General features: G+C 54.9%; 22 protein-coding genes. 3 read left to right on the forward strand and 19 right to left on the reverse strand.

All coding sequences use genetic code 11. The features are described 5' to 3' along the window. Window positions 1-42 precede the first annotated feature (42 nt). The 3 genes from N1030_RS04115 to N1030_RS04125 form a co-directional block, all read right to left on the reverse strand. Entirely contained in the window at window positions 43-2,625 is a 2,583-nt protein-coding gene (locus N1030_RS04115; RefSeq protein ID WP_265827851.1) for a TIGR03960 family B12-binding radical SAM protein, read from the reverse strand. A gap of 137 nt (window positions 2,626-2,762) precedes the next feature. Continuing rightward, entirely contained in the window at window positions 2,763-3,113 is a 351-nt protein-coding gene (locus N1030_RS04120; protein WP_265827853.1) for a hypothetical protein, read from the reverse strand. Between the two features lie 50 nt (window positions 3,114-3,163). After that, window positions 3,164-4,363: an MFS transporter gene (locus N1030_RS04125; protein WP_265827854.1), complete on the reverse strand. Its 1,200-nt coding sequence runs from the start codon at window positions 4,361-4,363 to the stop codon at window positions 3,164-3,166. A gap of 156 nt (window positions 4,364-4,519) precedes the next feature. On the opposite strand from N1030_RS04125, the gene N1030_RS04130 reads away from it, so the two are divergent. After that, window positions 4,520-4,723, forward strand: coding sequence for a hypothetical protein (locus N1030_RS04130; protein ID WP_265827855.1), 204 nt, complete (start codon window positions 4,520-4,522; stop codon window positions 4,721-4,723). Window positions 4,724-4,820: 97 nt separating this feature from the next. On the opposite strand, the gene N1030_RS04135 is transcribed toward N1030_RS04130, so the two are convergent. Together N1030_RS04135 and acs are read right to left on the reverse strand one after the other, a co-directional pair. Next, window positions 4,821-5,885, reverse strand: coding sequence for a phosphotransacetylase family protein (locus tag N1030_RS04135; RefSeq protein WP_265827856.1), 1,065 nt, complete (start codon window positions 5,883-5,885; stop codon window positions 4,821-4,823). Window positions 5,886-6,015: 130 nt separating this feature from the next. Next, entirely contained in the window at window positions 6,016-8,127 is a 2,112-nt protein-coding gene (gene acs / locus N1030_RS04140) for an acetate--CoA ligase alpha subunit (RefSeq protein ID WP_265827857.1), read from the reverse strand. A gap of 28 nt (window positions 8,128-8,155) precedes the next feature. Between acs and rnc the strand changes: the two genes are divergently transcribed. Further along, window positions 8,156-8,836, forward strand: a complete 681-nt coding sequence (rnc, locus tag N1030_RS04145) for a ribonuclease III (RefSeq protein WP_265829014.1) — start codon at window positions 8,156-8,158, stop codon at window positions 8,834-8,836. A gap of 96 nt (window positions 8,837-8,932) precedes the next feature. Here rnc and N1030_RS04150 read toward each other — a convergent pair whose 3' ends face one another. Then, the gene (locus tag N1030_RS04150; protein WP_265827859.1) at window positions 8,933-9,826 is read right to left on the reverse strand and encodes a flagellin N-terminal helical domain-containing protein; all 894 of its coding nucleotides are present in this window, start codon (window positions 9,824-9,826) and stop codon (window positions 8,933-8,935) included. Between the two features lie 284 nt (window positions 9,827-10,110). Between N1030_RS04150 and N1030_RS04155 the strand changes: the two genes are divergently transcribed. Continuing rightward, window positions 10,111-10,509 (forward strand): flagellar protein FlaG, encoded by a 399-nt coding sequence (locus N1030_RS04155; protein WP_265827860.1) that lies wholly within the window; start codon window positions 10,111-10,113, stop codon window positions 10,507-10,509. Window positions 10,510-10,659: 150 nt separating this feature from the next. Here the strand turns inward: N1030_RS04155 and N1030_RS04160 are convergent, their stop codons facing one another. The 13 genes from N1030_RS04160 to N1030_RS04220 form a co-directional block, all read right to left on the reverse strand. Beyond that, complete coding sequence (locus N1030_RS04160) at window positions 10,660-12,309, reverse strand: flagellar hook protein FlgE (RefSeq protein WP_265827861.1); 1,650 nt, start codon at window positions 12,307-12,309, stop codon at window positions 10,660-10,662. A gap of 124 nt (window positions 12,310-12,433) precedes the next feature. After that, window positions 12,434-13,153, reverse strand: a complete 720-nt coding sequence (locus N1030_RS04165) for a flagellar hook assembly protein FlgD (RefSeq protein WP_265827862.1) — start codon at window positions 13,151-13,153, stop codon at window positions 12,434-12,436. A gap of 12 nt (window positions 13,154-13,165) precedes the next feature. Continuing rightward, window positions 13,166-14,923 carry a flagellar hook-length control protein FliK gene (locus N1030_RS04170; RefSeq protein WP_265827863.1) on the reverse strand — a complete coding sequence of 586 codons (1,758 nt, stop codon included), beginning with the start codon at window positions 14,921-14,923 and terminating at the stop codon, window positions 13,166-13,168. Window positions 14,924-15,181: 258 nt separating this feature from the next. After that, window positions 15,182-16,594, reverse strand: coding sequence for a glycosyltransferase family 9 protein (locus tag N1030_RS04175; protein ID WP_265827864.1), 1,413 nt, complete (start codon window positions 16,592-16,594; stop codon window positions 15,182-15,184). 4 nt (window positions 16,595-16,598) lie between these two features. After that, window positions 16,599-18,356, reverse strand: coding sequence for a CgeB family protein (locus N1030_RS04180; RefSeq protein ID WP_265827865.1), 1,758 nt, complete (start codon window positions 18,354-18,356; stop codon window positions 16,599-16,601). Between the two features lie 2 nt (window positions 18,357-18,358). Further along, window positions 18,359-19,114, reverse strand: coding sequence for an OmpA/MotB family protein (locus N1030_RS04185; RefSeq protein WP_265827866.1), 756 nt, complete (start codon window positions 19,112-19,114; stop codon window positions 18,359-18,361). A gap of 3 nt (window positions 19,115-19,117) precedes the next feature. Beyond that, complete coding sequence (locus N1030_RS04190) at window positions 19,118-19,870, reverse strand: motility protein A (protein WP_265827868.1); 753 nt, start codon at window positions 19,868-19,870, stop codon at window positions 19,118-19,120. Window positions 19,871-19,876: 6 nt separating this feature from the next. Continuing rightward, window positions 19,877-20,995, reverse strand: a complete 1,119-nt coding sequence (locus N1030_RS04195; protein WP_265827869.1) for a DUF342 domain-containing protein — start codon at window positions 20,993-20,995, stop codon at window positions 19,877-19,879. 16 nt (window positions 20,996-21,011) lie between these two features. Continuing rightward, window positions 21,012-21,356: an STAS domain-containing protein gene (locus N1030_RS04200; RefSeq protein WP_265827871.1), complete on the reverse strand. Its 345-nt coding sequence runs from the start codon at window positions 21,354-21,356 to the stop codon at window positions 21,012-21,014. After that, complete coding sequence (locus N1030_RS04205; protein ID WP_265827872.1) at window positions 21,344-21,775, reverse strand: ATP-binding protein; 432 nt, start codon at window positions 21,773-21,775, stop codon at window positions 21,344-21,346. Before N1030_RS04205 ends, N1030_RS04200 begins: the two co-directional genes overlap by 13 nt. A 6-nt stretch (window positions 21,776-21,781) precedes the next feature. Further along, a complete protein-coding gene (locus N1030_RS04210) occupies window positions 21,782-22,927 on the reverse strand; it encodes a SpoIIE family protein phosphatase (RefSeq protein WP_265827873.1) in 1,146 nt (381 codons plus the stop codon). Beyond that, entirely contained in the window at window positions 22,924-23,406 is a 483-nt protein-coding gene (gene dtd / locus N1030_RS04215) for a D-aminoacyl-tRNA deacylase (protein WP_265827875.1), read from the reverse strand. The genes N1030_RS04210 and dtd overlap by 4 nt, the downstream gene beginning before the upstream one ends. Window positions 23,407-23,436: 30 nt before the next feature. After that, window positions 23,437-25,308: a long-chain-fatty-acid--CoA ligase gene (locus N1030_RS04220; RefSeq protein ID WP_265827877.1), complete on the reverse strand. Its 1,872-nt coding sequence runs from the start codon at window positions 25,306-25,308 to the stop codon at window positions 23,437-23,439. Window positions 25,309-25,459 lie beyond the last annotated feature (151 nt).

The raw sequence follows: 25,459 nt of genomic DNA on the forward strand, positions 1-25,459 counted from the left end.
TTTGAATGGAATAAAAAAAGGGAGGCTTTCGCCTCCCTTTTTTTATTCCATGTGTTGAGCTGTTTTGGTGAGCCTGAAGTCCAGCAGGCCGAAGTCGGGAACGACCGCCAGAATCAGCTTCAGCGGAGAGACATACAGGTCGGACCAGTCAAAGGTAACGTCCATTCCTGATTCCGTCAGTTCAATCTTGTGGAATATGGGACGGATATCGACCGTGCGTTCTCCCTTCTTGGTTTCGCGGGTCCACTCGAAATGTTCCAGCTTCTTGAATGCGTCAAAGGCTGCCTTGAACTGTTCAAGGCGTTCAGGCGCACCGGAGTATTCCAGCTTGAAGTCTTCTGCAATGGCCTGCGGCTGTACCCTGCGGAAGTCCAGCAGTTCAATGCGGGTGGGATGCATGCCTTTGGGAAAGGCGGTCGCAATGGCATTAAACAGGTCCTGAGATCCCATGGGCTCGCGCAGGTAGATGTTTACCCATTCGGCCGTACTTGCAACCCCCACCGGCAGCGCTTTGCCGAAGGAGATGAGCGGCAGGGGATGGAAGCCCTGCGAGAAGGTCATGGGCAGACCGGCCCTGCGGAACACTTTTTCGAAGACGGCCTGCAGTTCGAGCTGCGAGAGGAAGATGGAAGGTCCTTCCTTCGTATACCAGATGCGGTAGTGCACGGCCTTGTGTCCAAGTTCCTGAGCAAGCTGGGGCGGGGTGCTGCTCTCTGATTGCTGCTGGATGACGTTGCCGCGCTCGTCTGTTTCCGGTTCGTGCGTCTGCTGGTCGCGCTCCTGCAGGTTCAGGATGTTGCGGTAGGTAGTGTCCGGCGTCAGGCGGTCAAGCAGGGAAGGATTCTTGCCTACGTCGCAGGTGCCGCAAAGATGGCAGCTACCGTACCGGCAGTCGTCCGTAATGGCCATATCATAGGCGCGCTGGCGTTCCTTGAGCAGATACTCGCGGGAGACACCGCTTACGATATGATCCCACGGCAGGGCATGGTTTACATCGCGCTCGGCAATGTATTCCTCATAGGTGAGGCCATGTTCGGCAAGGGCTTCCATATACGGTTCGAGCTTGAAGTGTTCCATCCAGCTGCTGAAAACTGCGCCTTTGCGGTAGGCTGTTTCCACCACATCCCCAAGGCGGCGGTCGCCGCGTGAGAAGATGCCTTCAAGGGCGCTTGAGGTGGGCTCATGCCAACGCATGCGCATGCTCTTCTCTTTCTTGAAGGCGTCACGCAGGTAGAAAATGCGGTTCTTGATTTCCTCAAGCGGGATCTGGGCTTCCCACTGGAAGGGCGTATGGGCCTTGGGAACGAAGGGGGAAATGGATGCCGTCACATTCAGGCGCTTCACATAGCCTGCGGCTCCGCGAACCTTGCGGCACAGCTCGACGATGGCATCAAGGTCTTCGTAGGTTTCCGTGGGCAGGCCGATCATGAAATAGAGTTTTACCTGCTGCCAGCCATGCTGGAACAGTTTGCGGATGTGCAGAAGGAGTTGCTCTTCGGTAATGCCCTTGTTGATGACGTCGCGCAGGCGCTGGCTTCCGGCTTCCGGCGCAAGGGTCGCACCGGTGCGGCGGATGCCGGCCATGCGGGCCATGATGTCGTCGTCAATGGAGCCGACGCGGAGCGAAGGCAGGGATACGGAAATCTGTTCGTCACTGCAGCGGTCCACGGTGCGGGTGAAGAGGGTCTTGAGCGCCGAGAAGTCGCCCGTGGACAGGGAAAGGAACGAAAGTTCGTCGTAGCCCGTGGAGGTGAGGGTTTCGTGCAGAATGCGCTCGATTTCCTCAACTGAGCGTTCGCGGGCGGGGCGGTAGATCATGCCCGCCTGACAGAAACGGCAGCCGCGGGTGCAGCCCCGGCCAATTTCCAGCGCAAGACGGCTGTGCACCGCGCCGAAGGGAACAGGCTGGGAAACGGGGAAAGCGGCCGTGTTCATGTCCGGTATGACGCGACGGGCAGGGGCCGTATGATCGTCATACAGCGGCACAAGGGGCTGGTCCTTGCCCTTGAATTCGAAGAAAGAGGGAATGTAGATGCCGTGCAGGCGCGATGCGCGTCGCAGGAATTCGTGACGGGTGGTGTTTTCCTTCTTGCACTGCTGCAGAAGGTCCAGCACTTCCACCATCACTTCCTCACCTTCGCCCAGCACCATCAGGTCGATGAAGGGGGCAAGAGGTTCCGCAGCAAGCGTGCAGCCGCCCCCAGCCATTACCAGCGGAATGTCCAGCGAGTCACCGCGGTCTGCGGAACGGAGCGGAATGCCGCCCAGATCAAGCATGTAAAGAATGTTCGTGTAGCAAAGTTCATGTGTTACATGAAAGCCCACGAGGTCGAGCTGTGAGAGTGGCGTATCGGACTCCAGCGTTGCAAGCTGGGTGTTGTGCTCGCGCAGTACCGCTGCGGTATCCACGCAGGGGGTGAAGACGCGTTCTGCCCACCAGTCTTCGCGGTTGTTGATGATTCCGTACAGAATCTTCTGACCGAGATAGGACATGCCCACTTCGTACATATCGGGAAAAGCGAGGGCCAGATGCAGGGTAACGGCATCCTTTTGTTTATGTACGGCCCCTTCCTCGATACCGAGATAGCGAGTGGGTTTGGGGATGAGGGAGAGCAGTTCGCGCATCAGGTGCTCCTTACGCCGGTGGAAAGTGTGAACAGTCTGCCATGTGTTCGCGCGGCATGACTGATAAGTATTTGTCAGGATAACAAAGGGGGGTGGCATGCGCCACCCCCCTTGCGGGTCGATGAATCGGGGCGATGCTACTTGAGCAGCTTGGAAATGTCGGAAACCTTGCCGGCACCGGGATTCTGGAGATTCAGACCGCCAAGACCGCCCGTGCTGAGGGTCAGGTTGGAGATGGCTTCAACGTACTTGGTCTTCAGCTCGTCAGGGCAGCTCTTGTACTCGTAGAGCACGTGAGCCGTATCAATGGAGCCGTCGAAATCCTGTTCAAAAGGATAGCCGAAAGGCAGAAGCATCATCTGTACCCCCTGCTGGGTGGGAACTGTCTGCAGGGCAGCAACCTCGGTCAGTTTGCCAATTTCAACACCGGCCTTGCCGATGACCAGATCTCCGCTTACCAGCTTAACCAGCTTCACTTCATATGCCATGAGATTACTCCTTGGGGGTTGTTACCGCGCAATAGGTAGGGCTTAGCCCTTTAGCTGTCAAGCTGCGAGGTGATTCTGGCGAATGTTCTGGTGGCCGGAAGACAGGTTAGGCCCGTCAGCCCCAGTATGATGAAGCCCAATCCGAAGCTGCCCATATCGCCGCAGAGGCTGATCATGGCCGGAGTTCCGCCGGATGCTATCAGCACTACCAGCGGCATGGTCATGGACAACACCAATGACCGCTCAGTCGGAGAGAAGGCATTGGCGAACATCTTGAAAATGGCTGGAAACATCAGGGCAGGCAGGGCAGCCTGCACGAAAAGGACCGGCGTAAGCCAATGTCCGTGCACGGCGGCAATAAGCATGATGCTCACCACACTGCCTGCAAATGTAATCAGCAATATGCGCTCTTCTCCTATCCTGTCCGTGAGCCAGCCGCCTGCAAGCGCCAGAAGTGGCGTAGGGATGCGCGTGAGCGCCACAAGGGCATTAGCAGAGGTTCTGTCCATACCTTCCGCATTGACCAGAAACAGCGGCAGGATGCTGTACGGGGCCCATTCCATGGCAATGGCCACGCCGATGATCAGAACGAACAGCCACGTATCCTTGCGTTTCAGCAGGGCCGGAACGGTACTTTTTCCGGGCGGTTCCCCATGGAAGCGTCCGCCTCTGCCTGCAAGCAGAAACAGCAGGGCTCCGGTTACGGCAATGCCTCCCATAAGCTGCAATGTGCCGCGCCAGTCCGTGAACTGCAGGGTGGCTTCGGCAAAGGAGGGAGCAAGAATGAAGGCGAGGTTCGGGGCTAGCTCATGAACTGAAATGGTTTTTCCCCAGTGCTTACGGTCCACAATGGAGCCGAGCGCCGCCAGGCCTGAAGGGAAGTAGAGACCGCCTGCCATGCCGCACAACGCAAATCCGAGTCGCAGGTCATCCGGCGAACTGGCATGGGAGAGCGAAATCAGGGCAAGGCCGTAGCAGCCCACGGAAAGTGGAATGACATATCTGTGCTGAAGTCTGCTTGAAAGAAAGCCGCTGCAGAAGATGCTGAAAGCGTTTCCCATGGATGTGAACAGCAGCAGGGTGCCCGTTGCCGTATGTGAAAGCCCGAATTCTGCCTGCAGGGGAACCAGAAGGGGAGACAGCAGCATGCGCGAGGTCTGGTTCAGAAAGAACATCAGCGTGATGAACAGGATCCACGGCAGCGCTTTGCCGAAGGGAGTTGTCGATGTGGTTGTGTGTGCCGTAGTCATGGGGAATTAAATGGTATGTGTGCGTATGTGCATGCTTTTTGCTGTCTTGCGACCAGAACGTCGATCCGGAAAAGATTGCCGCATTCAGGACAAGCCGTTGAATCGGTTGTTTTTGAGACGGTACCTTTATGGGTTGCAAGGAACAAGGAGCAAGGGATGCAGACCACATTATCGTTCATGGGTAAGATGCTGCTGGTCCTTCTGGTTGCCTTTGCCGGTTACAGTATCGGGAGCAGCTATTCCGAGAGGATAACCAGTGTGGCCAAAGGCAAAGGGCAGCATTCCATCCGGCGTAGTGTGACTCCTCCGGCATATTTTTCTGTCGGAAGTCAGTTCGTCTCGGACGGCAGTGGAAACTAGCCGTCATGTTTGCAGCAGGTTGGTAGTGGCTTCGTTTCGCTGCGGACATTGAAAAGGGGGCCCATGGGCCCCCTTTACTTCGGTGTTGCCGCCAGTGCTACAGACCCATGCGTTCCTTCAGATAGCTGAAGTCGATGGCCGAGCTGACCAGCTGGGCGCCCTGACGAATCTTGATGACGTCCCGCAGCTTGTGGCGGGAGAGGATAATCTCCATCTTCTTGGCGACGGTGTACGTGTCGTCGCGCACCACAACGATCGGAATGTTGAGCACTTCCGAACGGGTGAGAATGATGTCGTTGGGGTAGAGGTTGCCGGTGAGCACAAGACAGGGGCAGTTGCCTTCAAGCGCCACAAGCTGAACGTCAGAACGGTCGCCGCCGACGATGATGGCGGAGTTCTTGTTCTTGCGGAAGTGGGTCATGAAGTTTTCCACCTGCATGGTGCCGATGAGGAAGTTTTCCACCACCTTGTCGGACTTGTTCTGCGCAGAGATGACCTTTCCGCCCAGACGCTCGGCCAGATCGCCAACCTTGATGGCTCCCATGAGGGGATCCTTGGGAATGACGCCCAGCACCTTCACGCCGTTCTTTTCAAGGAATGGGCGGATGAGGCCGTCCACTTCATTCATGAAGTTCGGGGGAATGTCGTTGAGGACCACGCCGGCCATATTGTCGCCCAGTGTGTCCTTGAGAACGACGAGGTAGTCGTAGTTGAGTTCCTTCTGCAGACGGTCGATGACCACTGCCTGAAGGTTCAGTTCCCGCACGACACGGATGCCGTCAACGTTGCAGTAACGGCCGGAGTACATGCTGCCGGAGCCCGCCACGACCATGACGTCCTTGCCCTGCTGCAGCGTGTTGTAGCCGTTGACGATGGAGGGCATGAGGTCGTCGCACTGTCCGCTGAAGGCGCGAACCTTGAAGTCCTGCGTCACCACTACAGGGGTGACCACGTTGGCAGGCGCGTCCTGCCCCAGAATATCCTGTACGAAGTAAGCGTCCTCGTCGCCGAGAATGCCGTCACGTTCTTCGGGCATGGCACCAACGGGCTTCATGTAGCCCACGTTGAGGCCTTCCTTCTGCAGGCGAAGCCCGATGCCCATGACGACCATGTTCTTGCCGGAATAACCGGCAGTCGATCCAATGTAGATACCGGCAGCCATAGTCTCCTCCTCTGGTGTTGCCGTACGGGTGCGAAATGTGTCTGTCCACTTGCATGCGTGTCCCGCGCATACGAGCAAGGCGCGTTATCCAGATCCGGCCCGTTTGCGGGCATTGCCTGCCGCTGGCAGGTCAGTGCTCCGGGGCGAGAATCACGCGCACATCCGCGACCCATGCTCCTGTACTATTGACAAGGACGGGATTGAATTCTGCCTCATGAATCTCCGGAAAATCAAGTGATAACTGCGACATGATCAAAAGAATGTCTTCAATGGCCGTGAAATTGACGGATTCTTCACCCCGCACTCCCCGCAATAGAGGAAACGATTTGATTTCACGTATCATTTCCTGCGCATCACTCAGCGAGAGTGGAGCAAGCCTGCACGATATGTCCTTGAGCACTTCCACATAGATGCCGCCAAGGCCGAAGATGATCATGGGGCCGAACTGGGGGTCGCGTTTGAAACCGATGATGACTTCCTTGGCATTGCGGGCAACCATTCCCTGCACAAGGCAGCCCATGACATAGGCGTCCTTGCGTTGCCGCTGCGCTCTGGAGGTGATGTCCAGAAAGGCGGCCTGTACCTCTTCAGGCGTTTTCAGGTTGACCTTTACCCCGCCCACGTCACTTTTATGGGATATCTGGGGAGAGGCGATTTTGAGAACCACAGGGTAGCCTATCTGCTTGGCTGCGCTGACGGCTTCATCGCTGGTGCGGCAAAGCCTTGTTTCCGGAATCGGCAGTTCATATGCTTTGAGAAGGCCCTGAGCCTGAAACTCCACAATTTCCTGCGTACCCTGCGCCAATGCCTGCCGAATGATCTCCCGCGCCTTGCCGATATCGCGCCTGTAGCAGACCTCCACCGGCATGGGCTGGTCCTTCCATTCCCGATAGTTATTCATGGCTTCTATGGCCTGAATCGCAGGTTCCGGAAAATCGTAGCAGGGAATGCCGGCACGGACGAGTATATCCCGGCCTTCCGCTACGGCGGGGCCTCCCATGAGGCAGGCAAATACCGGTTTGCTGTGCTTGGACACCACTTCAACAATTGCCTTGGCGACATCGGACACACCTGTTCGTGCCGTGGGGGAAACCAGCACAAGCAGGGAGTGGATCAGTTCGTCTTGCAGAACAATGTCTATGGCGCCGGAGAAGCGGTCTGCCTTGGCGTCGCCTATCACGTCCACGGGGTTGTAGAAGGCTGCGAAGGGGGGGAGTATCGCCTTGAGCGCATCAACCGTTTTAACGGAGAGCGGCGCCATGAAGAGACGGGATAGCTCGATGGCGTCAGCCGAAAGAATGCCGGGACCGCCGGAATTGGTTACCACGGCCACATTGGGGCCTGCGGGAAGCGGCAGGTGAGAAAATGCCTGCGCAAAGTTGAAGAGATCCCTCAGGGCGTTTACGCGCATGATGCCGGTCTGGGAAAATGCCGCTTCATATGCCTGATCAGCTCCGGCCATGGCCCCCGTGTGGGAAGAGGCCGCTTTGGCTCCCGCGCCGGTCTTGCCGGATTTGATCATGATGACGGGTTTCTCGCGGGTTACGTTCTGCGCGACTTTCAAAAAACGCTGGCCGGACTCCACTCCTTCCACGTAGCCGATGATGACCTTGGTGTCAGGATCTTCAGCAAGAAAGGCAAGAATATCAGACTCATCGAGAATGGCCTTGTTGCCTATGCTGATGAATTTTGAGAAGCCCAGATTACGGTCTTTGGCCCAGTCCAGAATGGAGACGCACAAGGCGCCTGACTGTGAGAAAAAGGCTATATTGCCCTTGGCCGGTTGTCCTACGGCAAATGTGGTGTTGAGGTTGGCGCCGGTGTTGATCAGGCCGAGGCAATTGGGACCAAGAAGGGCCATGCCGTACTGGTTTGCCAACTTTTTGACATTCTCTTCCAGATACCACCCGCTACCGCCGATTTCCTTGAATCCTGCAGTGATGACTACTACGGCCTTGACGCCTTTCATGCCGAGTTCCTCCACCGCACCGGCAACTTCTGCCGGTGGGATGCAGATAACGGCAAGGTCAACGGAATCAGGCAGGTCACGGATGTTGCGGACAACCCTGCAACCCAGTATAGTCTCGGACTTCGGGTTCACGGGATATATCTTGCCGCCGAAACCGGCTTCCAGCAGGTTCGCCAGAACCACGTTGCCGATTTTGCCGGTTGTGGCAGAGGCTCCGATAATGGCGACGCTTTCGGGGTTGAACAGGGCCGGTATGTTGGTGTGATATGTCATGGGCCCCCACTTCGGAGAAAAGGTGAAAATGCTCAACACTCTACAGAATTCTATCCACTATCGCTTCAAGCAAGTCAAGTTGCTGGAAACGGCGCTGACCCACAGTTCGCACGCAAACGAGCAGGGTGGCGACATTGAACATAATGAACGCTTTGAATTTCTTGGGGATGCCGTGCTGGAACTGTGTGTTTCGGAGCGACTCTTCAACATGTTCCCGACTGCCCGTGAAGGTCACCTGACGCGCATGCGCGCAAAACTGGTGAGTAAACCTTCTTTGGCTGAATTGGCCAAGGAGTTGAAGCTGGACGCTTGTCTCTTGTTAGGCAGGGGAGAAGAAAGCCAAGGGGGAAGGGATCGCCATTCCTTGCTTAGCGACGCGCTGGAAGCTGTGCTGGGAGCCGTTTTTCTTGATGGCGGCTACCAACGCGCACTGGAAGTGGTTGATGTCATCTTTGCATCCCGCTGGCCCAACGAGCCGGAAGGGGGCAAAAGCAAAGATTACAAAAGCAGATTGCAGGAACTTACACAGAAACGCTTCAGGGAGCGTCCCGTGTATTCCCTAGTCGGCAGCAAAGGGCCGGAGCACGAGAAAGTCTTCGAAGTATTGCTTACATTACCCGACGGTCGCAGTGTCTCTGCTGAAGGTCCCAGTGTGAAACGGGCAGAGCAGAAGGCCGCCGGACTGGCGCTAAAGCATTTTGAAAATTAAGGAAACCGAATGACTTGTTGAAAGGGCCGGGGAGGGGGAGCTCCCCGGCCTTTTCTGTCTTTGGTCGCCTTGAACAATGTGCGATGTGCGGTACTATTAGCCGCCGATAAGCTGCATTGCCATTTGCGGCAGAGAGTTTGCCTGCGAGAGCATGGCCACTGCTGCCTGCGTCAGAATCTGGTTCCGCACGAATTCCGTCATTTCCGTGGCAACGTCCACGTCGGAGATTCGGGATTCAGAAGCCTGCAGGTTTTCTGCCTGGATGGTAAGGTTCGAGATCGTGTTCTCAAGGCGGTTTTGCAGGGCACCCAAAGCGGCACGGATCTTGTCCTTGGAAATAATTGCCTGGTCAATGGCGTTCAGGGCCGCCTGTGCGGCGGACTGGGTGGAGATGGTATAGCCACCGTGCGTGATGCTGGTGCTGTTGCCGATACCCAGTGCAGAGGCGGTGGATATGCCGATCTGGATGTAGTAGTAGTCTTCTGCCGAGTCGTTGCCTGTACCGAAGTGCACCTTCAGCTTACCCGTGGAGTTCAGACCGGAGCCGTTGTGCGTGTTGCCGGAAAGGGTGCCGTTCAGCAGGTGAATGCCGTTGAAGTCGGTGGCGTTGGCGATTCGGGTAATTTCTGAAGCCATTGCCTGGTATTCGGACTCGATCATGAGACGCTGGTCGGAGTTGTAGGTACCGGTGGCTGCCTGTTCCGCCAGTTCCTTCATTCTGATCAGTTTTTCGTCGATGATCTGCAGAGCACCGTCGGCAGTCTGGATCATGGAGATCGCGTCGTTTGCGTTACGGATCCCCTGGTTCATTGTGGAAATATCTGCCCGCATAAGTTCGCGGATTGCCAGACCGGCTGCGTCGTCCGCTGCGGTTCCCACGCGCAGGCCGGAAGACAGGCGGCGGGTGGAATCTGACAGTCTCGTGTAACTTGCATTCAAGTTACGAGACGCGTTCATCGCCATCAGGTTGTGATTTATGACCAAAGACATGGTATAACCTCCTTGTTGTACTGCCCATGAGAAGCAATGGCGATGCCAAATATAAAAAAACAATAAAATACAGATAGTTGAAAAAGGACAAAAACGCACCGTATGCGTGTTTTAAGCCAGATGGTCAATATTTTCCCCCTGATGGGGCGGATATTCGACGCATTTGCGGGGGTGGGAAAAATGTTCACTACCCTAAAGATGATTAAAGGATCGTCGATAAGATGGATGTAAGGTGATAGTCCCATTCCGGCATTGTGCCGGTTTTCAAACCGGGAGGATTCGTCATGAGACTGCACGATATTGAAAGCGGTCTGCTCCATTCCTATGGCGAGCCCGGCCTGTTAAGGCCGGACCCCGGAAGCAACGTTCATGCTGCGCATATTACCAGACAGAATTCTCAAGTGTACGTTGGCGAGACCGGGGACAGGAGCAGTGCAGAGCCTACCGCACCTGTCAATGAAAAGGACGTCAGAGAGGCTGCCCAGGAGCTTCAGAAGCGTATGGAAGAACAAGGCGTTCATCTGAAGTTTGAAGTTGTTCATGCAAAGGACGGGCAGATAGAAGTGGAGGTTACGGATGAAGACCGGAGCAAGGTTCTCATGCGTATTCCCCCAAAAGGTGTGCTCAGGATCAATGCTCAGGGAAAGAGCGCCGTTGGCAATTTTCTGAATCTGCGCTCCTGAGTCTCGCGCGATACATGTGTTTAAAAGGCATGGTGCAACCATGCCTTTTTTTATGTTCAAAACAAAAATCCCGCCTTCGGGTAAGGCGGGATTTTCGGGTGGCAGACGGTTTCGGGGCCGGCTGCCGTATATGGTCGATCAATCTAGTTGTTACCGCTTCATCATGATGACTTCGTTGAGCATGGTGTCGGTTGTTGTGATGACCTTTGAGTTGGCCTGGAAGCCTCTCTGGGTGGTGATCATCTGGACGAATTCCTTGGCGAGGTCCACGTTGGATTGCTCAAGGGAGTTCGAATACACCGCTCCAAGTCCGTTGTTGTTGGCAGGTCCGGGCAGCGCTTCACCGGAGTCGCGCGTTGCCGAGAACAGGTTGCCGCCTTCCCTGCGCAGATTGTGTTCGCTCTGGAAGTCGTAGAGCGTGATCTGGTACAGGTCCAGAATGATGCCGTTGGAGTAGCGTCCGCGCATGATGCCGTCGCGGTCAACGGTTACGTTCTGCAGGAAGCCGAAGGTGTAACCGTCCTGACTCTGCAGCAGAGTGGATGATGCCCCTGCGAAGCTGGTAGTAGCTGAGGACTGCCGCTCCGTGTTGTTGCCAAGGGACATGAGATTGCCCGCGTTGCTGCCGACGGTGAGAGCCGTGTTGGCTGAACCGCCGTTGATCAGGTTGGCCGAGGTGCTTGTGTACTTGAGGCCAAGATTCAATTCCATGAGCGAGCCCGATACGTTGGTTGCAAGACCGGGAGTAACGAAGCTTGCGTTGGAAAGATTGGTGAAGTTTGCCGTAAACAGGGGATACCCGTTTGTTGAATATGTTGTGGGTGCCCAGTTTGAAAGGTTCTTGAGGTCCACCCCTGCATTGCTCTTGAGGGTAAAGGCAGACTGGTCGACAAGCTGGCCCGAGCTGTCGAAGCTCAGGGTACCCATCATCAGGATGCCGGCTGCGGACGTCGTGTTCACGTTCGTGCCGTTAAAGACGCGTCCGTCTTCTCCCGGTTCCACGGTTACCATGTATTCCCAGTAACGACGGCCGCTTGCTGCGCCGGAAATGGTGTCGGATGCTACCTGGTCAAAGTAGACCGTCAGGTTGTGGGCGGTGCCGCCTTCGTCATACACGCGTAACGTGGACTGGTAGGCAAAACTGTTCTGTCCGATGGGCGGGGAGTCCTGTCCGTTCCACTGGTTGAACATGGCAAAGAACGGGTCGTTGACGTCGTTGGCCTTGTCGCCGCCATCGCGGGCGTCAAGGTTGGTGATCATGGTAATGTTGGATGTGTGCTTGGGTTCGCACGTAAATCCTTCAAGCCTGATGTCGGTGGGGACACCCGACCCCTTGATGGCTGACGACGTGCTCGTTACCTGTGTGGACGAGGTTGCCAGCGAGGGACGGGCGGTCTGGATCTGCCAACCCTGCAGCACATAGCCGTGCGGGTCGACGAGATAGCCGTCCTTATCGAAGCGGAAGTTGCCTGCCCGGGTATAGTAGACGGATTCCTCTTCCTTTACTTTTACCTGAAAGAATCCCTTGCCCCCGATTGCAAGGTCGGTAGCTTCGGTGGTGGTTTCGAAGGCCCCCTGACCGAAGTCGCCGTAAATGGCTCCGATGGCGACGCCGCGTCCCACCTGGGTTACGCCGGCCGCGCTGTTCACATCTTGGTTGATGAAGTCCTCGAAGTCCATGCGACTGCCCTTGAACCCTACGGTATTGACGTTCGCAATGTTGTTGCCGAGAACATTCATTTTCTCGCCATGTGCCAGCAGGCCCGAAATTCCTGTCCACATGGATGCGGTAAGACTCATGATCGACCTCCTTACAAAGCACTTGTGTGCCACGTTGTGCGGAGTTATTCCGCACTTCTTTGTCAAGCTGCGTGCAGATGGCTTAAGCCATCGTTGCACAGGTTAGGATTTGTAAATTCGATTGCTATTGCCCGGACGGTGTTGTTTCATCCGTGTTAGAGCTGGAAGAAGTGTCCACAACTTCCTGAACGTCGGTAAATCTGACTACTCGACCGTCCGCAAGGCGCAGGTACTGTTCCGTGCCGTCCTTCTGAACACCGGCGACCTTGCCGCTGACTTCCGTCGATACGAGTACCGGGTTGCCGTCGAGACCTTCCGCGTACATGGCAACGGAATAGACGCCGTCGGCAAGGTTCGTGCCCTTGTAATCCTTTCCATCCCACTGGTATTCGTAGTTGCCCGGCTGTTTGGTGCCGATGCTCTCGGTGCGGACAAGGTTCATGTTCGGGTCGTAGATGTTGATAAAGCCGTTTGCTACCGGTTCCGTGATGGTGAAATAGAGCGAACTGGTACTGTCGTTCTGCTTGGAAAGCCCGTAACCCTTGGCTCGAACATCCTTGCCGATAAAGCTTACTGCGCTGATCATTTCCTGACGTGCAGTGGAATCGTTCATATCCTTGATCCCGCCGGAAATGTTGGTCAGCTGTTCAAGGCTGGAGAATTCAGAGAGCTGGGAAACAAATTCCTTGTCGTCCATGGGGTTCATGGGATCCTGATGGGAGAGCTGGGCTACAAGAAGGGTAAGGAAGTCTTCCTTGCCCAGTTCAGACTTGCCGCGAATCTGCAGTTGTCCGAATTCCTGCTCTGCCTTACCCAGAATGTTGCCATCGATTGCCGTTGCCATGGGAAACCTCTCTTACGCGATGATATCCAGTCCCTGATGGGTGGAATGTTTTGCCGTTTCCCCGGTATTGTGCATTTCCTGGGCCAAAGCTGATCCGTCAGCTCTCATGCTGTGTAAACGTCTCTGATTCAAAAACTTTTGTCTCAGTTCCTGTTGGGCATTATGTTCCATTGAACCCTGCCAGGAACTGTTGTTCTGCTGGTTCTGAAGGCCTGTCTGCACTTCGATGTTGTCCACCTTCAGGCCCTGATTTTCCAAGGAAGCTTTGAGCTGGTGCAGTTGATCGTTGATCGCTTTGGCTGCTTCCGCACTTTCAGGTCTGATAACGGCGTTCACTTCGTGGTTTTTTACGGAGAGGATGACGGTGACCTTGCCCAGATCTTCCGGCGTAAGCTGGAGGGTAAGCTGCTTGCCGCCATTCTGCATGGTGCGGAGCATGCCGTTTTCAACTTGTTCGAAGATCTGTCTGTCGGCATTTCTTGCCGTAGCTGTACGCAGCCCCCCTGCCGCCAGAGCGGCGTTGGGATCAGAAGTCTGAGTAGTCGTCGCAGCAGACTGAGGCTGGAACTCAAGGCGTTCAAGAAGCGTTTTCAACGCATCCTTTTTCCCTTTGGTCTGGTCCTTGGCGGCTTCATCGTCGAAAGAATCATTAAAGCGGTTGAACTGTCGGCCTTCGCTATTATGCTGCTTGTCGATGGCGGCTCGGCCTTCAGCCTTGCCTTCGTGTTGCTTGTCTGCATTCTTGAGGGCGTCTTCCGCCTTGTCATGCTTGGAGACGTTGCGTGCTTCGCGGTTCACTTCCTTGTTTCCCGCGGAACCTGCCGTGGCATTGGTAAATCCGTTGGCAGCAGCGGTCACACTGTCCTTGATGAGGACGGATGACGCTGTGGTTTCCTTTGAAGCACGCATGTCGGCAGCGTTGAATCTGCCGGAACGCTCCCATGCCTCTTCCATGGCAGGAGCAAGAGTCTGATGCAGGCTGTTCACCCGCTCTTCAGCAGCGTTACGTTTGGCGTTTACGCTGTTGGAAATTTCTGCCAGCAGGCTTTTCAGATTCTTTGCATCAACAGTTGCGCTCTGTTGTCCTGCAAAGAGCTGCTGCATGCGGGCAATGCCGTTTTCGTCAAGCTTGAGCGCCTTGCCGATGTTGGCAAGTTCTTCAGGAGCAATATCAATGCTGGTGCCTTCGGGCATTGCGTTGATCTTGTTCAGAACACTGTTCCAAGCCTTGGAAAGGTTGCCGGATTGAGCGGTTTCAAGAATGCTGGAGGATTCATCGGGGGTGAAGCCCAGCTTCTGGAGAAATACGGACGCGCCGTTTCGGGTGGCATCGTCGAGCTTGAAACCCGCTGTTTCCTGCTTTGTGAAAGCGCTGTTTGTCGTAAGGGTGTGCAGCAGGCTGTTCCAGGTCAAAGATCCTTCTGATGCAGAGTTTTCCAGCTCTTCGAGCGTAGAATCATCAACGCCGAGCTCTGAAAGCTTGGTCTTGAGTCCATGGAACGTGTGCACGTCGATCTTGCCATCGCGCAGTCCGCTTACTGCATCGTCCTTGCTGCCGCCTGTGAGAAGGCGGTTGCGGACCATGTCTGCCCGCGCACTGTTGCCGGGAAGAGACAAGGCGTTGATGGCGGAGTGCATGGAGTTGGCCCCCATATTTCCCGATGCATTCAAAAGCCCTTCGAAAGACACGCCAGAGGTCTTATCCTTGGGCTGTGCCTTTATGCCGGCAGAAGGGGTTTGATCGGAAAACAGTACGGGAAAGAATTGCATGGGGGAACTCCTTTCGCCTATGCAAAGCGAAAAGTGTTCCAAAATTGATAGGGCTGTAATTTCAGTTGGATAGTGATGTTTTTGTGGTGGAGATGGGCGGCACTACTTGCCCATAGAGGAAAAGCTTGCCTGCCGGAGGCGGCATGCGCTGCATGTGAGTATGGGCGCACTGGGCTTGCTGTTTATAGCAGGTGATGAGTCGGGACGGGAGGGGGCTGGGCGAGTATACCGGGATTGCAAACGGAGGTGCACTGCTGGCTATCGGGAAGAAAGTGCCAGAAGGCGCTCCAGCATGCTCAGGGCATCGGCAAGTCCGGCCGGGGAGAATTCCTGATTCTGCAGTGCAAGGTGCATGTATCCGGTGAGCGGGCGTATGAAAGGGGGATGTTTTTTCCAATAATTTTCTGACGTTGTCAGAGAAGGCTTGCCTTTTATGGCTCCAAGAAGATCTTTGCTTATGGTAAGCAATTCCTTTTTCAGTATCGGCATCAAGCTGGGGGAAATGGCACACAAGTCCTGCCATGCGGTTACTGTCCGGCTGGCGTCCCACAGGCCGAACTCTCCCCCGAAATAGGACTTCCAGAACAGGGCAAGACGATGCCTTGGGGTTGTTGTCTCCGTTCCGTCGGCGTATTGCAGGGAATAGAGGCCGTCGGTATCCCGTGAAGTGGCATAGAGGCGTTGTCCTGCGGGGGTGACACCGACGGCGGAAGAGCCCTTTTTGGTAATAGCGTGGGTGAGGGCGGCAACTCGTTCCATGGAGAAGGCGTTATGGCAGAGGAAGGAGGAGTGTTTACACTGCCAGCAGCCGTTGCAGCTGATGTTTGAGCGGAGCACATGGTGGCCCGGCTGGTATGGCCCCGTTTCCCAGGGATGCACATAACCCATGGAAAGATTGAGGGTCGGGGTGCCTGTCCACGCCGCAACATGCATGGGGCCTGTATCCGGAGTGATCATGCAACGCAGCGTTCTGGTCAGGGCCGTAAATTCAGCAAGCGTGAAGCGACCGCACAGATTCAGGGCAGGTGTTCCGGTCTTTAGCGCTACGGCATGTCCAAGCGGCATGTCGGCCTTGCCGCCGAGAAGCACCGGTTTCATGCCCCGCTTGAGCAGCGCCGTGACTAGAGTGCTCCATGTATCAACAGTGGGGCGCTTTGCTGCATCGCTGGCTCCGAGAAATACGCCGATTCTGGCTGCGTCCGACCGTTCCGTCTCTGGTGCTGGCCAGCGGGATGAACCGATGAGAGCAAGGGGCAGGGCGTCGAGGCCGTTCAGGTCTGCCCAGTGATACAGATTGTGCCGGTTGTTCTGTACAAGGCTGGCTCGGTAAAGCTGCCATTTACCGTGTATGTAATGGGTTCCCGAGGCTGTTGTCGCAGGACCGATGAGGTGGTCGCAGGTGACTTTACCGGCCAATTGGGCTGCCTCGGGTCGGTGGCTCAGGTTGATGACCAGCGCATAGGCTTCCTTGGCGAGCAGGGGAGCTGCTTCTCTGGGAAAGTATGTAACGTGGGGACTCAGGGGCATGAGCCCTTCAAAGAAGGTCCGCTCTGCTACAACCCAGATGGGATGGTTCGGATACTGGTGCTGCAACCAGAGCATGAGCGGAAATGTGAGCACAAGATCCCCCATGCGCTGCATCTGGAGGATGAGAATGGGCTTGTTGCTCATGGGCTTATCCGAAGATGCTGCGCATGGCGGCTGCAAGTTCCGTCACGCGTTTTTCATAGGTATGTTCTGCCAGGATGCGGGTACGGGCAGCTTGAATGACATTGCGCCGGGCCTGGTCATTTTTGAGATAGAAGGCAATAAGCTCGGGAGCTTCTTCGGGTTCGTTGTAGCAGACAACCTCTTTGCCGGGAATGAAGAGCTCGTCCATCTGTTCCCGTTTGTCGGTGAGAACGAAGGAGCCGGTTGCCGGAACGTCAAATACCCTCTGGTTTACTGCGCCCTTCATCTGCTTGCTGGTGCAGTTGAAGTTGATTGTCGAGAGGGGGTAGAAATGGGGCAACTCATCATAGTAGCCTATTTCCGGATGCAGTTCCCAGCGATGCTGAGAGGACCTGAAGGTCTGTCGCCAGCCTTTGTCCCCGACGATAAGGGGATTGAAAGGCAGCGTCTGTTCAACGCAGCGGGCACGGTACTGGCGGGTTGCTTCCCACGTGATCATGGTTTCATAGGAAAGCTGCCGTTCTGCGCTGTCCAGCGCATTGAAGTGCGGAAAAAGCTCGGGATGGTAGTGCTGCAGGAACGAGCGGACAGACCGCTCTTCGTGTGCGGCAAAATCCTTGGCCACCTGTTTGTAGCTCTTCAGCAATACTTGCGGGAAGCCGCCTGCCTTCATCCTGTGCGCAACCTTGTAGACCATGGAGTTTCCGACAAAGGAGATGTCGCGCTTCAAAGGATGATGTGCAGGGATTGCCGAAGGTTTGGCAAAACGGACCGGGTCGGTTCCAAGAGGCAGGTAGCGGACGTGCTGGAACCCCATCTGTTGCAGGCTGCCGATATTGTCGGTGTCCCAAGTGAAGATGGCTGTCCAGGGACTGATAAGCCGATTGTACAGGTACAGAATGAGATGGGGGTTATCCACAAACCATGAGGCGAGGGGAAGCTGTAGACGCTCCAGCAGGTCGGTCAGCACGCCTTCCCGGTCAACGCCAAGGTGGTTAATGGTAAAAGCGAAGTCCGGCTTGAATTCAAGCACAGCTTTGAGCAGGCGCTCCACGAATTCGGTGTGGCCTACCTCGTCGTCGTTCAACGTCAACAAGTGGTAGGGATAGCCAAGTCGCTCACAGGCTGTGACGATTTCGCCCATCAGGAAGTACTGGCTCGTAATGAGCAGAAGGCGCGGGGTATTGTCCTTGAATTTGGGGTAGGCCGCTTTGGACCAGAAATCGTAGCGTACGCTCGCTGCCAGTTTGTCCCTGATGGTGCCGTAGTAATTTCGGTCAAGGCGAAGATAGAAGGGGTGGGGAAGGGCTAGAAGCGGTTTGCCTCCACATTCCATCTGCCACTTTGTCAGGCCGTTGAGCACCGTTTCCGTATCGCCATCCGCTATCCAGAGAATGCGCCCGTCTTGCAGTGCGGTTGCCAACGCGGTCTCTGCCGGTGTTCCTTTCTGCGTATTGCCTGCGCGATCAAGGCCCGTTGCTTCAAGTATGGGCAATTCATTATCAATAACAGCAACTGGTCCGTCATATTGCTCAAGCAAGGCGCGGAGGGCATAGCCCATGCCGCTTCCAAGTACTACTGGCAGGGTGGCGTTCCTGTTTTCTTGCGCATGAAAAGGGCGGAGAATCTGCATCTCCCGATCAGAACCACCAGCGCCGAGCAGGGGCATGGTTTTCCCTGCCGTGGAAATACGGACATCTACGAGTTGTCCGTTCTCCATGACCGCTTCAACCTGATAGTTCTTTGTATGGGAAGACTGCATGGCTACCAGCTTTTCACCTCTGGTTTGTGGAGATAGAGCTCCATACGGTTGTTCGTCTCGCGGTTGGGGTCCGAGGTGTTGGGTAGCAGCGGCTGTGAATCCGCATATCCCACGGCCTTGAGGCGGGAGGCGGAGAGGTCGCCGCGGGACATTATTTCACGAAGCAGGGCTGCTGCCCGGGCGCTGGAAAGCTCCCAGTTGGTCGGGTACATGCCGGCAGGGGGAGCAATGTCGTTGGTGTGTCCGCGGACAACAAGATTAACGTTGCGTTCCTTGAGTATTTTGATGGCGCCGTCGAGCAGGGGGGCTGATTCAAGCTTCAATTCAGCAGAGCCGGGAGCGAAAAAGGTGCCAACAGGAAAGCGCATCACAACGCCTTGATCTTCTGCAGAGACTTTTACCGTCTTTTTCAGATTCGGGTCATCAAAAACGATATTCTTCAGTTCAACCACCATGCCCAGTATCTGCTGGTCGTCTTTCTTGAGCTCCACGTCCTTGCGTTCAAACTGGGAAGGAGAGAACGCTGCAAACTCGGCATCCGGTCTCTTGATCTGGATACCGAAAGCATTCTTGATGGACCCCATGAGTGTTTTGAACTTGTTGGCGTCCTGCTGGGCAAAGGAAAGAAGCAGCACGAAGAAGCAGAGCAGAAGCGTAACCATGTCTGCAAAGGTGGCCATCCATTCCGGAAGACCTTCCTGTTTCGGTGGTTCGTCCGCTTTGCGCTTCGGCGGAGGCGCGGCGTTTTTTTCAGCCATGTCCTACCTGCCCTGCCTCTGTCCGGGGGGAAGGAAGGAGTCCAGCTTTTCCTTCACGATACTGGGGTGTTCGCCATTCAGGATGGCAAGAACGCCTTCCATGATAAGCTCCATGTTCAGAGCTTCTTCATTTGAACGTTCTTCCAGTTTCTTTGCCATGGGCAAAAACATACAGTTCGCCAGAACCGCGCCGTAGAAGGTCGTCAGCAGCGCAACGGCCATTGCTGGGCCGATTGAAGCGGGGTCGTCCAGATTCTGAAGCATCTGAACGAGGCCGATCAGTGTTCCGATCATGCCGAACGCCGGGGCCATTGTGCCCATACCCTTGAGAATTTCCTGACCGGTGCGGTGGCGTTTCACCATGTTGCCCATTTCCAGTTCCATGACAGCGCGTACGATGGATTCTTCCGTACCGTCGGAAACAAGCAGTATGCCGCGTTTCATGAAGGGGTTTTCAACGGAAACCTTTTCCAGCGCGACCAAGCTTTCCTTTCTTGCCTTTTCTGCCAGACCGATGAGCGTCTGAATTGATTCCGTCAGGTTCGGAGGTTTTGCAAAAAAGGTCTTCATGATGACCTTGGCGGCACCAAGAATGGTCTTCAGGGGGAACATGACGAAGGCAACGGCAAAAGTACCACCCACAACAACGATGAGAGAGGGGATGTCAACAAAGCCCCCCATCCCGCCGCCGATGGCGATGGCGCCGATGATGAGGCCGAGAGAGCCGAGAATACCAATTAAAGTCGCTATATCCATGTGTTACTACTTTTTGACTATGGCTGGTGAATCAAAGACGATTTCATCATCCCGATATGAGATGCAGACGTTTTCCATGAAGTCGTTGATAATGCAATAGGCGCCGCCAATACTAATTTCGACTCCGGGGCGAAGCTGACCCGGGACGATGATGCGGCACTTGCGTAAATCCGATTCGCTGTTCATCTGGGCCCAGAGTGCTTCCCGCTTTTTATGCAACGCTTTCAGGCGGGTGCGGGCCTGTTCCAGTTTGCTTCCATATTCAGCGCGATGCACATCGCTTTTCGCACATTGAATACTCAGGCTGTCTACTATGGCATCCAGTTTCCTGATGCCTTCATCCGCTGCGCGTAGGTTATAAAAGTGCAAGGGGTCATAACCCATGACAATGCTGGTAATGGTGCTGATGCCGCCCCCCAGCTGGTCCTGAACATATACAATGCGGTTGGCGTATACGGTTCCTCCGTTCAGTCGCCCTTTGACAGCAAGATTCCCTTGCACCCATACGTCGGTATGCATGCAGGAGCCTTCAATCAGGATATCGCCCCCTGCGATGAGGGTGGCGTTTTCGATGAAGGGGATGCGGATGTCGTTTTTAGCAGAGATATGTGCCGTTTTTCCGCCTTTTATGCCATTTTCTGAAGTAAAGCTTCCAAAGGCTTCAATGTGAGCCCCTTCCACAGTCTGTTTGACTAGAATGTTGTTGCCCTGCACGTTGAATCCGGACCGGATGGTTCCATGAACGCAAATATCCCCGACAAACACGATGTTGCCCGTATGAAAATCCACGTCCCTGCGCACATTCAACAGCTTTTTAACGGTAATGAGATCTTCATGATAGAAGACATAACCGTTGGATGCTGCAATGATTTGTGTTGGTTTTACGGGGTTTTGTGCCGTGTTCGGTCCTATTGGCAGTTTGTTGTCCCTCAGCGGTCTTGGCGCCTTGGAGCCCTGAGGCGGCGGGGTGTCCTGCGCTATTACTTCTGCCAGAACCTGGCCGGCGACGACATTCTGCACATACCCCAAATTATAATGATCAACCTTTCCGTTGGATGACTCCTTTGGAGTGAGGTGCATGTGATCGAAATCGGGATCGAAGTAATGTACTAATAATTGAGACATGAACTGGTCCTGACAGTTATTCCGGCAGCAAATCCAGGATTTCATCGTCTCCTTCCAGAATCTGGAAGAAGCTGCTCAAGTGTACCAGATCAATGGTGGAACGGACCTGACCAGACGGATTGAGAAGAAACAGCGACTTGCTGCGGCTGGCCATTTGGGTTTTCAGGGCGACAAGCATGCCCACGCCCGAGCTGTCTATGAAGTCGACATGCTGCATGTCTATGACCAGGTGGTCAATTTTATTCTGTTCCATATACGATTCAACCTCAGCCCGAAGGCTTGAGGCGGAACTCAGCGTCACTTCTCCGTTGAAGTGGACAAGCAGAGTTGTTCCCTGTTGAATAGGAGTTAACGAATCCATAGGCCCCTCGGAATGGTTAACAATGCATGCACCGTATTCTTGCCGTCTTGCTCGTTCAGGCTGAATTCGCTTGCAAGCGAAGAGATGATGAAAAGGCCGCGTCCCCCTTCGGCCTCAGGTTTTGATAGCTCCGGGTTGGTAAAATCAGTTCCGTCTTGGGAAAAGCCGATTCCCCAGTCCGATATGCTGCAAGCAATGGAGTGTCCCGGATCTATGTCGAGTACAATCTCCACGTTGCCAACCTCCATGTTCCGGTATGCATGGCGTGCACAATTTGCAACGGCTTCTGTAAGGAGCAAATCCAGCGAATGCAGCACCTCTTCACTGAAAATGTAATCTTTCAAAACGGCCACGGCGCCCTTGGTCAAAGTGCGTGAAGCGTCCAGATGGGCCTTTGTTGTAAGTGTGTACACATGCATGAGTTGTTACCCCATTGCAATCCAGAGTGCTGTTACATCATCTCGGAAATTCTGCTTTCCACCGGCCTCAAGCGTCAAGCTATTTTGTAATGAATCTACATAATCCGACTGTACGGACATGAGATCGGAAACAAGCTCGAGGAAATGGGAAAGGGTGAAGAGTTCGCCGTCCGGCATCTGCCAGTCGAAAAAACCATCTGTATACATTAGCAATCTGTCGCCTTGCTCAAATCGGCATTGCAGGGATTCCGGCTGGATATCGAAGAAGCCCAGCAGCGGGATATTCGAATGCAGAATCTCGGTTTCGCCGTCGGAGTGGCGTAAAATGGCCGGACAGTGGCCTGCATTGATGTATTCCAGCGTATTGTTCTGCGTATCCAGATCAATGCAGAAAAGCGTTACAAAATCAACTTCGGTGCCGATAGTGTCCAACAGGTGTTTGTTGATCAATAATATGGTGTCGTTCAAGGGCATGGACCGGGACTGGGTAAGCCGGAACAAGGTGCGGACTATGCCCATGATGAAGGCGGCCCGGGCGCCATGCCCTGAGACGTCGGCTATGATGGCCCGAAGCGTGCGGTTGTCCGGTAACGTAAAGTAGTCATAATAGTCTCCGCTGGCATGCCCCGAAGGATTGTAGATGCTTTCAATGCGGATGCCGGGAATGAGCGGACTTTTGTCCGGCAGCAGCTTTTGCTGCAGGTGGGCAACCAGCTCGATCTCCTGACGGATTTTCAAGGAGTACTGCCGCAGTTGTCTGGTGATGGTCGTCTGACGCTCGGCGACACATATGCGGGCAAGGAGCTCTGCATTGCTGAAGGGCTTCTGCAAAAAGTCGTTAGCCCCTGTGTGCAGTGACAGTGCATGCAGCTGTGGATCTTCCTCGCCTGTCAGTACGATGATGAACGTGTCGGTATCGTTGTACTCCTGACGGATTGTCTGGATAACATTCAGGCCGTTCTCTTCGGGCATCTGCAGGTCGAGCAGAATGATGTCCGGCTTGTGCGCCAGATAGCTGCTCAGCGTTGCAACTCCCGTTTCCGCTTCATGCAGGATTCTCGAACTCCCGAGCATCGCCTTGAGAGATGCACGAGTCAGTCGCGAATCATCTGCGATAAGAATCGTGGATTTGGGAGTTGCGTTTTCCGTCATGGTTTCACGAAGTCTGTATCCGTCAGTGATATGGTTACCGGTCCCCAGTTCGTGAGAGAAACATCCATTTCTGCTCCGAAGCGTCCGCATTGGACGTCTGTATCGGGCTGCGGCATGGCGCTGCGTACATCCTGCACAAAGCGCCCAAAGAGCTGTTCTGCTGTTTGCGGGGGGCAGGCATCGGTAAAGGAAGGACGCCTGCCTTTCCGTGCATCGGCATAGAGCGTGAACTGCGGAATGAGCAAAACCTTCCCGCCATATTCCAGCAGGCTCAGATTCATTTTGCCAGCACTATCCGGAAATATACGCAGTTCCAGCATCTTGCTCAACAGGGTTTGCCATATTTTCCTGCTCGGCAGCGTTTCATCGTCGTGCTGGCCGAAACCGACCAGCACGACGAGTCCGGTGTCTATCTTGCCGATAACGGCATTATCCACGGAAACCTGCCCTTGCTTGGCACGTTGGATGAGCAATTTCATGAGCCTGTCCCTGTGGTCGTTTGCCCGGCGCTATTTGTTATCGGATTCAGTATCGCTTTCAGCGCTGTCTTCTTTGGCAGTGGTGACATTAGCTTTGGATTCAGCAGCTTGTTTGGACTTTGGTGCAGCATCTTCGGGCACAAGGTCGTCGGCAACCAGGAAGTTGGCCATGCTGGCCTTTTCCTCATGTGCAGCTTCTGCCTCGGCTTCGGAAATACGTTGCTCTTCTTCGGCACGCAGGGCTCTGCGTAACACTTTGCCGACAATGGTCTTGGGAAGCTCTTCCCGGAACTCGACTTGTTTGGGCAGCTTGTAGTTGGCAAGCTGCTCGCGGCAGTGTGCGATGATTTCGCCTTTGGTAAGCTTCTCGCCTGCCTTGGGTACCACGTAGGCTTTGATAATCTCGCCGCGGGTGGGGTGAGGGACGCCTACTGTGACAGCTTCCTGAACCTTGGGATGCTCGTACAGCACTTCGTCGATTTCGCGCGGATAGACGTTGTATCCGCCGACAATGATCATGTCTTTCTTGCGGTCCACGATGAAGAAGTAGCCGTCCTCATCCATGTTGGCGATGTCGCCGGTATAGAGCCAGCCGTTACGCAGGGTTGATGCGGTTTCGTCGGGACGGTTCCAGTAGCCTTTCATCACCTGGGGACCGCGGATGACGAGTTCACCGATTTTTCCGGCAGGCACCGGTACGAAGCCCAGTTCCATGTCCACGATGCGGGCTTCGGTATCCGGGAAGGGGACACCGATTGAGCCGATCTTGTGCACGCTGTCTATGGGGTTCAGGTGGGTGACGGGCGATGCCTCGGTCAGGCCGAAGCCTTCAATGATGCTGGCTCCGGTGAGCGCGGCAAAGCGTTTCATCTGTTCCACAGGCATGGGCGAAGAGCCGGAAATACAGTAGCGAATGCACGTAAGATCGTACTTGGAAATCTCTTTCTGCTGCATGAGGGCTATGTATACGGAAGGCGCACCGGGGAAGATGGTGGGCTTGTACTTCTGTATGCCGTCCAGCACATCCTTCGGCACGAAACGCGGGAAGGGAATGACCGTGGAGGCAAGCAGCGTGGGGAAGACGAGGCAGACCGTCAGGCCGAAAACATGGAAATAGGGCAGAATGCCGAGGAACGTGTGGTGCTCGCTTGCCAGCTTTTTGAGCATGGCGTTGCACTGCTGGGCGTTGACGCCGAGGTTGTAGTGCGTGAGCATTACGCCCTTGGCAATGCCGGTGGTGCCGCCTGTGTACTGCAGCAGTGCCAACGTCTCTGTCGGGTCCGCAATGGGCGCGCTGAGTCTGTCTTTGCCTTCGGCAAGCTGCTTCCAGGGCAGAATGGTTTTGCCGTCGAAGGGAATATTCTGGAAGGAGGCATCACGCTTGGACTTGACCGTATAAAGCAGGTTGAGAGGAAAGCCGAGACTCTCGGAAATTCTGGTGATGAAATATTTCTTGATGGGGAGTTTGTCGCGCAGCTTTTCCAGCTTTGGCCATACAAGATCAAGGGCGATCATGTGCTTGGCGCCAGAATCCTCGATCTGGTGCACCAGCTCCTTCTCCATGTAAAGCGGGTTTGTCATGACGACAACGGCACCTGCTTTGAGCACGCCCCAGAAGGCGGCAACGGTCTGCGGCAGGTTGGGCATCATGATGGATACCCTGTCACCCGGTTCTACCCCATGGCGGCGCAGGTTGGCGGCAACGGTTTCCGCCATGACCTGAAGCTTTTTGTAGGTGATCTTCTTGTTGCGGAAGATAATGGCAGTCCGGTTGGGGTGATTGGCTGCCGCCCTGTCGAGGTAGGCGTACAGGGGAAGCTTTTCGTATTCAATGGATGCGGGAACACCATCGTCGTAATGGGCCAGCCAGGGAAATGCGTAGGAGGGGGTCTGCTCGCTCATGAAGATATTTTTGTAATGGGTGGATGAAACGCCCGCAGGACAAGTTGTACTATGCGGGCGCCTGAAACATTCAATTTGAATCTGATTTGTTGATGCAGATGCTTTTACAATGGCCCGAAGATTAACGCAAGGTGCTGATTTTTCGACAGGT

The sequence above is a fragment of the Desulfovibrio mangrovi genome, assembly GCF_026230175.1.
Classification (GTDB): domain Bacteria; phylum Desulfobacterota; class Desulfovibrionia; order Desulfovibrionales; family Desulfovibrionaceae; genus Halodesulfovibrio; species Halodesulfovibrio mangrovi.